This is a genomic window from Rathayibacter sp. AY2B9, from assembly GCF_002931595.1.
Lineage (GTDB): Bacteria > Actinomycetota > Actinomycetes > Actinomycetales > Microbacteriaceae > Rathayibacter.
In genome coordinates this window covers 19,374-32,631 of record NZ_PSUB01000001.1, presented here as the reverse complement: position 1 = coordinate 32,631, position 13,258 = coordinate 19,374, and the positions used below count along the sequence as shown (strand labels likewise).

Sequence of the window (13,258 nt, the reverse complement as noted above, 5' to 3'; positions counted from 1 at the left end):
CCACTCGGCTCCGGCCGGAATCCCCGAAGGAAGCAATGTCCAAGCGCATCGAGGTCAACGACCTCAACGTCTACTACAGCCAGTTCCTCGCGGTGGAGGGCGTCTCGCTCGCCATCGAGCCCCGCACGGTCACCGCCTTCATCGGCCCGTCCGGCTGCGGCAAGTCGACCTTCCTCCGCACGCTCAACCGCATGCATGAGGTCATCCCCGGCGCGCACGTCGAGGGCGAGGTCCTGATCGACGGCAACAACCTGTACGGCCCGGGCGTCGACCCGGTGCAGGTCCGCCGGCAGGTGGGCATGGTCTTCCAGCGCCCCAACCCGTTCCCGACGATGTCCATCCGGGACAACGTGCTGGCCGGCGTGAAGCTCAACAACCGCCGCATCTCGAAGTCGGACGCGGACGCGCTCGTCGAGCGCTCGCTCCAGGGCGCGAACCTCTGGAACGAGGTGAAGGACCGCCTCGACAAGCCGGGCTCCGGTCTCTCCGGCGGCCAGCAGCAGCGTCTGTGCATCGCCCGCGCGATCGCCGTCTCCCCCGACGTCCTCCTGATGGACGAGCCCTGCTCCGCCCTCGACCCGATCTCGACCCTCGCGATCGAGGACCTCATCGAGGAGCTCAAGAACGACTACACGATCGTCATCGTGACCCACAACATGCAGCAGGCCTCGCGCGTCTCGGACCGCACCGCGTTCTTCAACATCGCGGGCACGGGCAAGCCGGGCAAGCTCATCGAGTACGACGACACCGCGACGATGTTCTCGCGCCCGTCCGTCCAGGCGACCGAGGACTACGTCTCGGGCCGCTTCGGCTGATCAGCCGCAGACGAGAGCGAGCCGCGTCCCTCCGGGGTCGCGGCTCGCTCTCGTTCCACCGCGTTCCCTCCGGGAACGAGAAGAGCCGCACTCCGTCATCGGAGTGCGGCTCTTCTCGTGCTCGGGCCGTCAGGCGATGTCGATCGCCAGTATCGGATCGGTGGTCGGAGTCGGCGAGCCGCCGGCGTCCTCGACCGTCACGGCGACGACTCCGCCCTCGGTCAGGCTCCCCTCGAGCGGGGCCACGGTGCTGCCCTCTCCCCCGTCGAACGTCCCTGCGGCGACCGGACCGGATGAGCCGATGTACCAGAGCTCGTAGGTCTTGTCCTCCGGCAGCGGCGCCAGGTCGTCCACCACGAGGGCGGAGCGGCCGAGCGAGCTCGACCAGACCAGCGTCGCCTGCTCGCCGGTGGCGACCGTGCCGGTCGTCTCCTGCGCGTCGGGGGCGCTGCGGATCTGCTCCAGAGCCGTCTGCTGCTGCGTCTGGCCGGGGCCGGACGAGAGCAGCGGCGGAAGGGTCACTCCGCCGACCACGATCACCGCGGCGGCCGCGGCCGCCGAGAGGTAGACCGCGGGGCGGGCGAACCAGCGGCTCCGGGCGCGGTTCGCGGCGCTGCCGCCACCGTCCCGGCGAGCCGTCGGACCGCTCCGCTCGCCCTCGGAGGCGACGGGGACCAGACGGGGCGCGGAGGGCACCTCGTGGTCCTCGTCGGGCTCCTCCAGCGGCAGCTGCGGAGTGGTGGCGATGAGCGCCATCAGGTCGGCCTTGAAGCCCGGCGAAGGCTCCACGGCGGGTGCGTCGGCGACCAGCGCCTCCGCCACCTCGGCGAACGCGTCGGCCTCGCCGCGCGCCTCCGGGTGCTCGGAGAGGAAGCGCTCGTAGCGCTCCTGCTCCTCGGGCGTCAGGATGCCCAGTGCGTGACCCGCCGCGAGATCGCGCGGGTCGTCCATCCCGTCGGGGAGTCGCACATCGTTCACAGGGCCACCCCCATCTCTTCTCGAAGTCTGATCATTCCGTCACGCAGGCGTGTCTTGACGGTTCCCACGGGGCACTGCAGGATCCCCGCGATCTCGCTGTGCGAGTATCCGCCGTAGTAAGCGAGCTGCAGCGCCTGCCGCTGCAGTTCCGTCAGGCGGCCCATGGCGGCCGCGACCTTCTCGTGCTCGAGGGACACCTCCGCCTGCTCGGAGACCTGGTCGTAGTCGCGTCCGAGGTCTCGGATTCCGATGCGCATGTCCCGATCACGGCCGGCTTGAGCCGCGCGGACCCTGTCGATGGCCCTGCGGTGTGCCATCGTGAGGATCCAGGTCGTCGCGCTTCCTTTATTCGGAGCGAAACGCCCAGCGGTTTGCCAGATCTCGAGGAAGACCTCCTGGGCCACCTCCTCGGACTGGGAGCGGTCGACGAGGACGCGGATGATCAGGCCGAGGACCCGGCCGGCCATCTGGTCGTAGAGCGCGGCGAACGCGGCCTGCTCTCCCCCGGCGATGCGCTCGAGGAGGACAGCCGCCTCCGCTGTGGTGTCGTCCGTCATCAGCCCCGCCTCGCCCGCGCCCGGGCTGAAAGATTCCGCGTCATCCAGAAGGCTGTCACGGCCAGGCCTGCAACGACGACCGACACCTCGATCGGATGCGTCACGAATCGGACATCCAGCGCCAACGCGCCGATCGGCACGAGCGCGGGGTCGCCCAGCCGGGGGGCCAGCCAGAGCGAGATCACGGCCACCGCCGCAGCGGTGATGCCCGGATAGCTGCGCGGGCGGATGAGGACCCAGAGCCCGGCGAGCACGTCGAGGACCGCGAGGACGCGCATCACCGTGCCCTGCGAGAGCGAGACCCCCGCGGCGAACTGGGCGCCCTCCGCGTCGTCGACGCTCGGCGCGGCGAGGAGGTAGAGGGCGGCGACGACCAGCAGCCCCGTCCCCGCCCAGACGCGCGCGCCGATCCGGAGAGCTCTGCTGTTCTTCATTCCGCTGGCGCCTGTCTGTGGGGACTCGGGCGAGGATCGACTCCTCCTGGGCCCTCGCCTCGCGCACCGTGGCCTCGATGCGAGCAGAGAAGGGGCCGGACCGCAGGAACGCCTCTCGGCGCGAGGCCGCTCGAAGCGGCTATAAGTGGAGCCCGGGGTTACTGCGATCCGGCTTCCGCCAGTCTACCAAAGGCCTCCGCGGTGGCGGCGAGCGGCGTTCGCAATGGGTGAACGCGGGTTGCGCGTCACTCCAGGGAGTCGCTCCGCCACAGCCGCGCGCAGCTCACGAGCTCGGCCGCGGTGGTCGAGAGGCGCAGGGCGCGGGTGGTCAGCTCGCTCGCCCGGGCGGGGTTCACCGGCTCCACGTCGTCGGCGACCGAGACGGCTCCGGAGGCGCTCACGCGGCAGAACGCCGCGGCGCGGTCCAGTGCCACCGCGAAGTCGCCGTCGAAGACGCCGCGGAGGATCCGGTCGGCCAGCTCGGTGATCTCGGCCGGCCCCGTGGGAGTGCTGGCTCCGGCGACCACCGGGTCGATCGTGGCGGACAGCTCGACTCCGCGCTGGTAGAGGAAGCTCGTGCTCTCCGGGTCCTGCCGGATGACCAACCGCAGCAGGTAGATCCGCCAGAGGGCGCCCGGCAGGCTCGCCGCGCTGGAGCGCGCCCAGAGCTCGGCCAGCGCGTCGATGCCGTTGTGGTCGGTGTACTCGACCAGGCGGTCGATGACCACCGGGTCGGGGTCGTTCCGGACACGGCTCAGCAGCGCGATCGCGGTCTCGTGGGCGACGCGGCTGATCTGCGCCGGGTCCTCCCCTCCCTGGAACGCCTCGAAGACGTGGGAGGGGAACTTGGTCGGTTTGTGGAAGCCGTCTGTCATGGGGCCGCCTTCCGCGGTCGTGCGCGCGGACGCTCTCGCGCTCGCGCTCCGTAGGGGGTTCGAGGAGGGTAACGCCCGCGGCTGGGCGGGTATGCCCGCGCGGAGGACGCGGTCCGCTCCGGGATCGTCCGCGCTCCGGGCCGCACCTGCTACGGGCCGCACCTGCTCCGGGGGCGTCGACGGCCCGCTACCCTGGAGCGCGCGGGCCTCTAGCTCAGTTGGCAGAGCAGCGGACTTTTAATCCGCGGGTCGTCGGTTCGAGCCCGACGGGGCCCACCAGTATCTGCGTGGCGCGATCGACGATTACTCACTCCGCGCGCACCGCGAATATTGTGAATCGTCGTCCCATCGTCATCGCGTCCAACCCGAAAGCTTCAGCACCTGAAGTCCGGCTGCCGCTGTCACCAAGTGATTAGGGTCCCAGCCTGCGATCTCAGCCTCCCGCCCTTTTCTATTTACGAATTGCTGCGAGCAAGGAATCAGTGAATGACTGAACTTTAACGGTATCTCGATCGAGCACGCCCCCACCGAGTGCGCTTTCAATCGACGCGGCTGCAGCCTCGAAAAGCGCGAGACTCTTGACATCGTCCCAAAGCACATCATTTATCTTCTTGGCGTACTTTTCCACCTTGTTCGCATATAGAGGCGGCATTAGATCATCCACCGCAAGATAACGAGCCGCAGTCAACATATGGTACCGTGCAGGCTTGTAGCGGACTGGAATTTGACCATTCCGAAAAAAGTACTCGAGTTTGTAATAGGCGTATGCAGCCGTGTAGTACGGCTCGATCTGATGATCCGAGTTGAAGATAGTCTTGCCAACATAAGGCTTAAGTTCGGAATAATAGTTTGCCGCCCGGCGGGGTTCATCAAGGAACATCGCAGCGAAGGAACGAAGCTCTAGTATTTTCGTGATGATACGGACCTTCTCCACACCCTGTGAGCCGTACTGCTTCGATCGTCGCTCATAGTGGAGACGAAAACGCTCGTCGACTGACGACATAAATGCTTCCAGTTGCTTCTGGAAAGTACTTAGTGCAAAGAGATCTTCATCGGTGACCTGAGTCTGGCGGTTAGTTGCTGCAGTGATCGCATTAATCACTTCATCATCATTGGTCGCAATAACTTTGAAGGGAACACCCAGGTCGTCAGGAAGCGAGTTACGTGAGTTGAAGAGCACATGGCTAGTTTGACAACCGTTTACAATCTGATAGTCGGATGCCAAGAATTTGTTCGCAGTACTCTTTAAGCCTCGAGCGACCAGGGTCACACCATTGTTGAGCACAGCGAAACGATCTGCGCCCTGAGTAGTTGCAAGGCTTTTCGCCATCTCATTATTGACTGGATTATCACCCTGGAAGTCACGTACGTTATCTTCGAAGATATGACGACGAATGGTGTCAGTCTCGGTATCTGAGATAATTTTAATAAACTCGCTTAGCGGGAGGACGCCGACATACGATTCTGTAACACCTTCAATCTCGGGCAACGTCGCCTTATTAGCGAACGTGAACTCTACCGAGATGGCGTTTTTACTTCGGTTCCAACTGGCTTGAATTTCGGACGCACCAAGCGGGCGCAGCACAACATGCTCGAATAGATTTGTGTCACCAAGACGCTGCTCCGCCTTCGCAATCTTTCCCAAAAGATGAGCGTCGTTCGTCCATTTTCCTGTCGTGACATAGAAGAGTTCACAAGTGGGCTTGTCGTGCTTAAACTGCGAACTGTGGTCGTAGATCCAACTCATCAGCTCCCTCGCGATTATAATTCGCTCAGACATTGGTAGCGACGGGGTCTCTTCGAAGAATTCTAGTACCCCGTCACCGAACGCGGCAATTTCTTCGCCGCTGAAACCGCTAGAAGTTTTTGCCTGCATGAACAAGAAACGAACGTCCAAGAAACCATTGGTTCGAAGCAAGTCCTCCATCTCGTCGATCTCAGTGACGAGTGCACCATTGACGAGAATAGCAATTCCGTCAAGCGCAAGATCAGATCCACCGCCTGTGTGAACGTCAACTACACTTAATTCTTCGTCGTAGTTGTCGGAGAGGACGCAGTAATTTACAAAATGCTCAAAAGTAGTCGCGTTCTGGCCCGCTGGTAGCGCTTGCTCTACTCTGAAGCTTTCGACGTATGCTGTCGTGATCCGATCCATATCTAGATCATTGCACACTCTGTTCTCCCGGTCACCTCGCTACCGAGGCGTCGGACTTGGTGATCTGCGAAGTGTAGTCAGTAACATGAATATGAGTTCAAGTCATGTCTGTCGTGGCTACACTCGAGCGTCCAAGCCATCAGCTCACCTCAAACGGCTGAAACGCGGTCATTAATCACGGCGACGCGGCCGGGCGGCGAAGGTCTCAGATGCGCACATTCAATAGCTCCGCGGCGACGGTCTCGAGACGGAAGTAGTTCCGGCGGAAAGTCGTGTCGTCCGTAACTCGCGATTAGTCGGACGAGTGCTACCCCCGGCCGCTCCTTCCGGCCAGAACCGCACCGACGGACGGCCTGAGAGCCGGTGCGACAGAAGACGACGGTCGAGGAGGTCTTTCGGAGTCCGCCTCTTAATCCGCGGGTCGTCGGTTCGAGCCCGACGGGGCCCACCACCCGCCCGCCTGGTCGCGCTTTCGGGACAGTGCCAGGGCCCGGCCAGGTCGCACGACTACCGTTCAGGAGTGCTGACCTTCCTCCGCGCTCTTCTGCGGCGGCCTCGGCTGTGCGAGGCGTGCCGCCTCCGGCGGCCCCGCCGCCGCGATCCGTTCTGCTCGACGGACTGCGCGAAGACGTACTACCTCTATCACTGACGCCTGGTCCGGCGGGCGACGCTGGGCAGTGGAGTCACTCGTGGCAGAGCGACCAGACCTCGTCCGGGTAGTCGCGCACCTTCTCGCCGACGAGGAGGCGCCAGCGGCCCTCCTGATGCTCGAGCAGGCGTCCGGTGACGACTTCCGAGAGCCAGTCGGAGTCGATCCGGTACCAGCGGACGAGGCGGACCGTCGTGGCGGTGTGCGAGACGCGAGTCGTCATCGCGGACGTCCCTTCTCGACGAGGGAGCGGGGTGCTGGAGTGCAGCGGGAGGTTCGACCGGCGAACGGGAGGTGACCCGCACCGGGACGACTCCGTTGTCGACCGGCCGGGAGACTGCGGCGGGCATCCGGCGCACCGGATGCCAGGAACTCTAGACGACGCCGCAGGCCGTGTCTGTCCCACCGGTGGTCACAGCGCGGCGTCACTACCCAGCCGACACGGGGTCACGACGATCCGGGTCCGAGCGGCGCAGGACTCGTCGGATCGGGGCGCGACGGCTCAGGACTCGACGGCTCAGGACTCGACGATGCAGCCGGCCGCGCGGGCCGAACGGAAGGCAGCCGTCTCGCGGGTACGGGAGCGCAGCCTCCGCGCTCTCCGGCGGAGCAGCCGCTCGCTGGGGCCGAAGGCGCCGGATTCGAGGAGCTGGCGGAGGGACAGGGTCACCTGCCGGGCCAGACGGGGATCGATGCGGCCGGGGATCCGGATCGCGTCGATGAGGTCGAGGGCGTTGCGCGTGGTGCGGGAGATCGCCATGACGGAACCCTAGGGACGCCGGGGCGCGGTGTGCGCGCCCCGGACGGGGGCGCCGACGGGGACTGATGCTCACCCCCGGGGCGCCCCGGCGGGATCAGTCGTGCCCGTTGCTGCCGTCGCCACGGCCCGTGGAGGACTGCAGGCGGTCGATGTGCTCGGAGGCCTGGGCCTTGGTGAGATCGGCGGGCAAGGTCTCGCCCGCCTCGCGCGCGAGGGTGTCGAGGTAGCTGCGCTGCGGGCCGGTCATCGGCTCATCGCCGGTGACCCAGTCGGACGGGTCCTTGCTGGCGCTGGTGTCGCTGCCGTCGTCGGCACGGGCGCCGAGGACGTCGCCCTCGGTCTTGACATCGGGATCGGTGGTGTTGTCATCGCTCATGGTGCGACCGTACGCCCGACCACCGACGCCGACGAGGGCTTGCGGAGCGGGCCCGGGCGCCCCGCTTCACGAGCCGAGCAGCGCGTGCGCGACGGTGAAGATGACCAGCCCGGCCAGGGAGCCCACGACGGTGCCGTTGATCCGGATGAACTGGAGGTCCTTCCCGACCTGCAGCTCGAGCTTCTCGGACGTCTCGCGCGGGTCCCAGCGGTGGATGGTGTCGCCGATGATGCTGGCGATGTCGGTGCGGTAGCGGTCGACCAGGTTGGCCGCGACCGATCCGATCCAGGAGTCGACGGTCGCCGCGAGACCGGCGTCGGTCGAGAGCCGGCGGCCCAGATCGACCACGATCGACTCGATGCTGCCGCGGAGGGGGCTCGACGGGTCGTCCATCGCGCCGAGGAGGGAGGCCTTCGTCGCCTCCCAGGCGTCCCCGGCGAGCTCGCGGACGCGCGGGCTGTCGAAGGCGCGGTTCTTGATCTCCTCGACCCGGGCGATCAGGTCGGGGTCTGTGCCCAGATCCTGCGCCAGCGTGGCGAGGTAGCCGTCGATCGCGATCCGGAACGGGTGCACCTGGTCCTCGCGCACCGCGGCGACGAAGACGAGCGCCTCGCGGTACAGCCGCTCGTCCACCGCTCGGCTGACCGCGGAGGGCAGCCAGCTCGGCAGGCGGCCGCTGACCATGCGGGTGAAGCTCTGCGGGTTCGCGGTCAGCCACGCCTCCGCCTGCTCCACCAGCGTGTCCACGAGGCGCCGGTGGTGGCCCGCCTCGACCACGCTGCCCACCAGCGAGCCCAGCGGCGGGCCCCACTGCGGGTCGAGGAGGTGGCGCCGCGCCAGCGCCTCGATCACGCGCTGCACGTCGGAGTCGTCCAGCAGGGCGATCGCCGAGCGGACGGCCGCGGCGCTCTCGCCGCCGACCCGGTGCGCGTTCTCCGGCTCGGCGAGCCACAACCCCGCCCGCTGGGCGATCCCGAAGGAGTCGAGCTTCTCGCGCACGATGGCGCCGCGGAGGAAGTTCTCCTCGACGAACTGCGCGAGGCTCGCGCCGATCTCGTCCTTCTTGGTCGGGATGATCGCGGTGTGCGGGATCGGCAGGCCCAGCGGCCGCCGGAACAGCGCGGTCACGGCGAACCAGTCGGCGAGCGCGCCGACCATCCCGCCCTCGCTCGCTGCCCGGACCCACTGCAGCCACGGGTAGCGCTCCTGCAGGGCGAACGACACGGCGAAGACGACGGCCATCACCACGAGCAGGCCCGTGGCGAGCCGCTTCATCCGGACGAGGGCGACGCGCTTGGCCTCGTCGTCGCGCCCGACGGCCGCGAGGGTGGTCATGACGCGGTGGGGAACCCCTCGTGGCGGATGCCCCACGCGACGGTCCACTCCTCGCCCGGCTCGAGCCAGCGCAGGCCCTGCCCGCTGTTGAACGCCTCGGCGGGAGCGGTCATCGGCTCCACGGCGATCGCGGTCTTCACGTCGTCGCCGTCGGGGAAGATCCGGGTGATGAAGACCTGGATGAAGTTGTGCGAGGCGTCGGCCCAGAGGAGCACGCGGCGGCCGTCCACGGCGCGGAGGCCGTGCACGCTCTCGCCGTCGACCATCCGGACGTCGGCCCAGGCGTCGTCGAGCTCCAGGTCGCCGATGCGGCGGCCGGAGCGGAGGTCCCACTCGGTGCCCTCGACCGGGTTCTGCGCGGTGGGGTTGAGGCGCTCGTCGACCTCGATGTGCACCGCCGCGTCGACGGTGATCTCGAGCTCGTCGGTCGGGACGTCGCCGATGGCGAGGAAGGGGTGCGTGCCGATGGCGACGGGTGCCTCGTCGGCTCCGACGTTGACGACGCGGTGGACGACCTTCAGCCCGTCGGCCTGCAGCTCGTAGCGGACCGAGGTCTCGAGGTGGAACGGGTAGCCCGCCTGGGGCACGACCGCCGCGGCCAGCTCGACGAAGGACGGGCCCTGATCGACGAGGCGGTACGGGGTGCTGACCAGGAGTCCGTGGATGGCGTTGTGGTACTTCGGCTCGGTGATCGCGAGCTGGAGCGTCTCGCCGCGGTGGTGCCAGCGCCCGTCCTTCACGCGGTTGGGCCAGGGCATCAGGACGATGCCCGAGCCGAACGGCGGGACGGTGCTCTCCGGGTAGGAGGCGGTGATCTCCACTCCGTCGACCGAGAGGTGGCGCAGCGCTGCGGCCACCTCCGTCACGACGGCGTGCAGGGCGCGTCCCTCAGCGGTGAGGTCGAGCGAGAACTGGCGCCCGGTGGCGGGGGCGGGGGTGAAGTCGGCCATTCCTCGATCCTACGGACTGACGCGCTCGCCGAGCGCCCGGCAGCGGGTGACCGCGAGCCCCGCCTCCTCCAGAGCGGCGACGAGTCCGTCGCCGGCCCCCGCCCCCGTGAGCAGACGGTCGAACTCGTCGGGAGCGGCGACCCGGCCGAGGTCGACCACTCCGAGCTTCGAGGAGTCCGCGACCACGACCCGGCGGGTCGCCGCCTGCAGCATCCGGCGCTTCAGGGTCGCCTCGGGGAGGTTGACGTTGGTGACGCCGGCCTCGGGGTGCACGCCGGTGCAGCCGATGAAGGCGATGTCGGCGCGGATCCGCTCGAGCAGCTCGGACGCCAGCGGCTCGACCAGCGAGTGCTGCAGCGGCCGCAGAGTGCCCCCGGTGACGACGACCGTGAAGCGCGGGATGGCCGGCTCGAGCGCCAGCGCCGTGGAGAGGCCGTTCGTGATCACCGTGACGTCGCGCAGATCCTCCCGCGCCACGAGCGCGTGCGCGATGGCGAGCGGGGTGGTGCCCACGTCGAGCACGATGCTCTGCCCGGAGGAGACGGAGGCGGCGGCCTCCTCGCCGATCGCGGCCTTCTCTTCGGAGGCAGAGGTCAGGCCCTCCTCGAGCGAGCGCTCGCCGGTGGGCCTCGGCGCCGGGATCGCCCCTCCGCGCACCCGCTGGAGGACGCCCTCGCTCGCGAGCAGGGCGAGATCGGAGCGGACCGTGACGACCGAGACCCCGAGCATGTCGGCCATCGGGGCGACCCCGACGAAGCCCGAGCTCTCGGCGGCCAGACGCAGCCGCAGCCGGCGCTCGATCGCCGACGTGGACTCCTGCTCGCCGTCCGTTCTCATCCGCCCATCGTGCCCGCGGACCGGTGGACTTGTCAAAGGGAAAACGAGCTTTCCTTTTCGAAGATGCGGCCCTAGTCTGACTCCTGCCATGAACGAAGCGATCACACTCTCCGCCGGCGTCGTCAAGCGCCCGCACACGCTGGCCGACGGCCGCGAGCTCCTTTACTTCGACGACGCCGACACGACCCTCCCCCCGGAGCGCGCCGCCGACGCACGCCACCTCGACCCCCGCCCCGCCACCGCGCGGATGCGCCAGGACGTGCTGACCGGCGAGTGGGTCTCCATCGCCGCGTCGCGCCAGAACCGCGTGTTCCTGCCGCCGGCCGAGCTCGATCCGCTCGCCCCGGCGTCGCCGACGAACCCGTCGGAGGTGCCCAGCCGCTACGACGTCGCCGTCTTCGAGAACCGCTCCCCCTCCTTCGGCCCGCTCCTCGAGGACGCGGACGCGCCCGCCTCCCTGGAGGACCTGCGCACCCTCGGGCTCGGCCGGACGCTGACCAGCGTCGGCCGCTGCGAGGTCGTCTGCTTCAGCCCCGAGCACGAGGGCTCGTTCGCCACGCTCAGCGCCTCCCGCGCCCGGACCGTGGTCGAGGCCTGGGCCGACCGCGTGGGCGCCCTCTCGGCCCTTCCCGGCGTGCAGCAGGTGTTCCCGTTCGAGAACCGCGGCGAGGCGATCGGCGTCACGCTGCACCACCCCCACGGGCAGATCTACTCCTACCCTTACGTCACGCCGCGCACGACCCGTCTGCTCGCCTCGCTCGACAGCTACGGGCCGTCGATGTTCGCCGACGTCCTCGCCTTCGAGCAGGCCGGCGAGCGCGTCCTCCTCCGCGGCGAGCACTTCACCGCGTTCGTGCCGTTCGCCGCGCGCTGGCCCGTCGAGGTGCACCTCCTGCCGCACCGCCACGTCCCGGACCTGGCGGCGACGACCCCGGAGGAGCGCGACGAGCTGGCTGCGATGTACCAGCGCCTGCTCCGCGGCATCGACGCCCTCTACGACACCCCGACGCCCTACATCGCCGCCTGGCACCAGGCCCCGGTGCACGAGCGCCGCGACGAGGTGCGCCTGATGCTCCAGATCACCTCGCCCCGCCGCGCCGAGACGAAGCTCAAGTACCTCGCGGGGAGCGAGGCCGCGATGGGCGCCTGGATCGGCGACATCGCCCCCGAGACGAGCGCCGCGGCCCTGCGCGCGGCGATCGAGCGGTCCGACGCGGCCGTGCTCGAGGCCTGGATCGCACAGCGCCCCGGCGCGGCCCTGCCGGTCGCCGCACACAGCGACGACTCGCTTCCCGGCGGCGCCGCCACTCCCGCCACCACCGCCGCCGACATCGCCGAGGAGAACCGATGACCGCCGCTCCCGCCTCCCTGACCGCCGTCGCCGAGAGCGCGGCCGCCGCCTTCGAGCGCACTTTCGGCCGCCCCGCCGCCGGCGTCTGGGCCGGCCCCGGCCGCGTGAACCTGATCGGCGAGCACACCGACTACAACGACGGCTTCGTCTTCCCCTTCGCGATCGACCGCGCCACGGCGATGGCCGTCGCGCCCAGGGAGGACCGCCTGATCCGGATCAGCAGCGCCTTCTCCCCCGAGGTGGTCGAGGTCGCTCTCGACGAGCTCGGCCCCGGCGCCGTCACCGGCTGGTCGGCCTACCCGCTCGGCGTGGTCTGGGCGCTCACCGAGTACGGCGTCGACCTGGGCTCCCGCTCGGGCTTCGACGCGTACGTCGACTCCGACGTGCCGGTCGGCGCGGGGCTCTCGAGCTCGGCGGCGCTGATGTGCGCGATGGCCGTCGCCCTCGACGAGCTCTGGCACCTCGGCTTCGACCGCGCGACGATGGCCCGCGTCGGTCGTCGCGCCGAGAACGTCGCGGTCGGCGCCCCCACCGGGATCATGGACGAGTCCGCCTCCCTCTTCGGGAAGCGCGACGCCGCGGTGTTCCTGGACTGCCGCAGCCTCGACACCGAGGTCGTCCCCCTCGGCTTCGAGGAGGCCGGGCTCGTCCTGCTCGTCGTCGACACCCGCGTCGAGCACGCGCACGCCACCGGCGGCTACGCCGAGCGGCGCGCCTCCTGCGAGCTCGGCGCCGCGACCCTCGGCGTGCCGTCGCTCCGCGAGCTGACGGTCGACGACCTGCCGCGCGCCAAGGAGCTCCTCGACGACGTCACCTACCGGCGCGTGAAGCACGTCGTGACCGAGGACGCCCGCGTGCTCGAGACCGTCCGCACCCTGCGCGAGCACGGTCCCCGGGCGATCGGCGATCTGCTCGACGCCGGCCACGTCTCCCTCCGCGACGACTTCGAGATCTCGGTGCCCGAGCTCGACACCGCCGTCGAGGCGGCGCGCAGCGCCGGAGCGATCGGCGCCCGGATGACCGGCGGCGGCTTCGGCGGCTCCGCGATCGCCCTCACCCCGGTGGAGAAGGAGGACGAGGTCCGCGCCGCGGTCCTCGCCGCCTTCGCCGAGAAGGGCTTCACGACTCCGGAGCTCTTCCTGGTCACGGCCGCCGACGGCGCGGGCCGCGTGCTCTGACCTCTGCT

Annotated in this window: 14 protein-coding genes and 1 tRNA gene; 4 read left to right on the top strand and 11 right to left on the bottom strand. The window is 68.8% G+C overall.

Going from position 1 to position 13,258, the window contains the following annotated elements; genetic code table 11:
- Positions 1-35: 35 nt before the first annotated feature.
- Positions 36-815, top strand: coding sequence for a phosphate ABC transporter ATP-binding protein PstB (pstB, locus tag C5C25_RS00155; RefSeq protein ID WP_104224707.1), 780 nt, complete (start codon positions 36-38; stop codon positions 813-815).
- Positions 816-944: 129 nt separating this feature from the next.
- Here the strand turns inward: pstB and C5C25_RS00150 are convergent, their stop codons facing one another.
- From C5C25_RS00150 to C5C25_RS00135, 4 genes are all read right to left on the bottom strand, one after another.
- The gene (locus tag C5C25_RS00150; RefSeq protein ID WP_146079388.1) at positions 945-1,793 is read right to left on the bottom strand and encodes an anti-sigma factor domain-containing protein; all 849 of its coding nucleotides are present in this window, start codon (positions 1,791-1,793) and stop codon (positions 945-947) included.
- Complete coding sequence (sigK, locus tag C5C25_RS00145) at positions 1,790-2,350, bottom strand: ECF RNA polymerase sigma factor SigK (RefSeq protein WP_104224709.1); 561 nt, start codon at positions 2,348-2,350, stop codon at positions 1,790-1,792. Before sigK ends, C5C25_RS00150 begins: the two co-directional genes overlap by 4 nt.
- Positions 2,350-2,784 carry a hypothetical protein gene (locus C5C25_RS00140; RefSeq protein ID WP_104249365.1) on the bottom strand — a complete coding sequence of 145 codons (435 nt, stop codon included), beginning with the start codon at positions 2,782-2,784 and terminating at the stop codon, positions 2,350-2,352. The genes sigK and C5C25_RS00140 overlap by 1 nt, the downstream gene beginning before the upstream one ends.
- A gap of 245 nt (positions 2,785-3,029) precedes the next feature.
- Positions 3,030-3,659, bottom strand: a complete 630-nt coding sequence (locus C5C25_RS00135) for a DNA-directed RNA polymerase subunit beta (protein WP_104227273.1) — start codon at positions 3,657-3,659, stop codon at positions 3,030-3,032.
- 203 nt (positions 3,660-3,862) lie between these two features.
- Between C5C25_RS00135 and C5C25_RS00130 the strand changes: the two genes are divergently transcribed.
- Positions 3,863-3,938, top strand: a tRNA-Lys gene (locus tag C5C25_RS00130).
- A gap of 172 nt (positions 3,939-4,110) precedes the next feature.
- Here the strand turns inward: C5C25_RS00130 and C5C25_RS00125 are convergent.
- The 7 genes from C5C25_RS00125 to C5C25_RS00095 all read right to left on the bottom strand — a co-directional run bounded on the left by C5C25_RS00125 (position 4,111) and on the right by C5C25_RS00095 (position 10,721).
- The gene (locus tag C5C25_RS00125) at positions 4,111-5,814 is read right to left on the bottom strand and encodes an AIPR family protein (protein WP_104249364.1); all 1,704 of its coding nucleotides are present in this window, start codon (positions 5,812-5,814) and stop codon (positions 4,111-4,113) included.
- Positions 5,815-6,497: 683 nt separating this feature from the next.
- Positions 6,498-6,686 (bottom strand): hypothetical protein, encoded by a 189-nt coding sequence (locus C5C25_RS00120; RefSeq protein ID WP_104249363.1) that lies wholly within the window; start codon positions 6,684-6,686, stop codon positions 6,498-6,500.
- Between the two features lie 294 nt (positions 6,687-6,980).
- Positions 6,981-7,223, bottom strand: coding sequence for a hypothetical protein (locus tag C5C25_RS00115; protein WP_104249362.1), 243 nt, complete (start codon positions 7,221-7,223; stop codon positions 6,981-6,983).
- Positions 7,224-7,317: 94 nt separating this feature from the next.
- A complete protein-coding gene (locus tag C5C25_RS00110; protein WP_104224714.1) occupies positions 7,318-7,599 on the bottom strand; it encodes a DUF3072 domain-containing protein in 282 nt (93 codons plus the stop codon).
- A gap of 66 nt (positions 7,600-7,665) precedes the next feature.
- Positions 7,666-8,934 (bottom strand): DUF445 domain-containing protein, encoded by a 1,269-nt coding sequence (locus C5C25_RS00105; RefSeq protein ID WP_104249361.1) that lies wholly within the window; start codon positions 8,932-8,934, stop codon positions 7,666-7,668.
- Positions 8,931-9,884: an aldose 1-epimerase family protein gene (locus C5C25_RS00100; RefSeq protein ID WP_104249360.1), complete on the bottom strand. Its 954-nt coding sequence runs from the start codon at positions 9,882-9,884 to the stop codon at positions 8,931-8,933. The genes C5C25_RS00105 and C5C25_RS00100 overlap by 4 nt, the downstream gene beginning before the upstream one ends.
- Positions 9,885-9,893: 9 nt before the next feature.
- Positions 9,894-10,721: a DeoR/GlpR family DNA-binding transcription regulator gene (locus tag C5C25_RS00095; protein ID WP_104249359.1), complete on the bottom strand. Its 828-nt coding sequence runs from the start codon at positions 10,719-10,721 to the stop codon at positions 9,894-9,896.
- Positions 10,722-10,809: 88 nt separating this feature from the next.
- Between C5C25_RS00095 and galT the strand changes: the two genes are divergently transcribed.
- Complete coding sequence (gene galT / locus C5C25_RS00090; RefSeq protein WP_104249358.1) at positions 10,810-12,072, top strand: galactose-1-phosphate uridylyltransferase; 1,263 nt, start codon at positions 10,810-10,812, stop codon at positions 12,070-12,072.
- Complete coding sequence (gene galK / locus C5C25_RS00085) at positions 12,069-13,250, top strand: galactokinase (RefSeq protein WP_104249357.1); 1,182 nt, start codon at positions 12,069-12,071, stop codon at positions 13,248-13,250. The genes galT and galK overlap by 4 nt, the downstream gene beginning before the upstream one ends.
- Positions 13,251-13,258 lie beyond the last annotated feature (8 nt).

What these genes read in the sequence shown, in the direction of transcription:
- pstB (WP_104224707.1), top strand. Translation starts at nt 36, where the DNA reads ATGTCCAAGCGCATCGAGGTCAACGACCTCAACGTCTACTACAGCCAG.
- sigK (WP_104224709.1), bottom strand. Translation starts at nt 2,350, where the DNA reads ATGACGGACGACACCACAGCGGAGGCGGCTGTCCTCCTCGAGCGCATC.
- C5C25_RS00140 (WP_104249365.1), bottom strand. Translation starts at nt 2,784, where the DNA reads ATGAAGAACAGCAGAGCTCTCCGGATCGGCGCGCGCGTCTGGGCGGGG.
- C5C25_RS00135 (WP_104227273.1), bottom strand. Translation starts at nt 3,659, where the DNA reads ATGACAGACGGCTTCCACAAACCGACCAAGTTCCCCTCCCACGTCTTC.
- C5C25_RS00125 (WP_104249364.1), bottom strand. Translation starts at nt 5,814, where the DNA reads ATGGATCGGATCACGACAGCATACGTCGAAAGCTTCAGAGTAGAGCAA.
- C5C25_RS00120 (WP_104249363.1), bottom strand. Translation starts at nt 6,686, where the DNA reads ATGACGACTCGCGTCTCGCACACCGCCACGACGGTCCGCCTCGTCCGC.
- C5C25_RS00115 (WP_104249362.1), bottom strand. Translation starts at nt 7,223, where the DNA reads ATGGCGATCTCCCGCACCACGCGCAACGCCCTCGACCTCATCGACGCG.
- C5C25_RS00110 (WP_104224714.1), bottom strand. Translation starts at nt 7,599, where the DNA reads ATGAGCGATGACAACACCACCGATCCCGATGTCAAGACCGAGGGCGAC.
- C5C25_RS00105 (WP_104249361.1), bottom strand. Translation starts at nt 8,934, where the DNA reads ATGACCACCCTCGCGGCCGTCGGGCGCGACGACGAGGCCAAGCGCGTC.
- C5C25_RS00100 (WP_104249360.1), bottom strand. Translation starts at nt 9,884, where the DNA reads ATGGCCGACTTCACCCCCGCCCCCGCCACCGGGCGCCAGTTCTCGCTC.
- C5C25_RS00095 (WP_104249359.1), bottom strand. Translation starts at nt 10,721, where the DNA reads ATGAGAACGGACGGCGAGCAGGAGTCCACGTCGGCGATCGAGCGCCGG.
- galT (WP_104249358.1), top strand. Translation starts at nt 10,810, where the DNA reads ATGAACGAAGCGATCACACTCTCCGCCGGCGTCGTCAAGCGCCCGCAC.
- galK (WP_104249357.1), top strand. Translation starts at nt 12,069, where the DNA reads ATGACCGCCGCTCCCGCCTCCCTGACCGCCGTCGCCGAGAGCGCGGCC.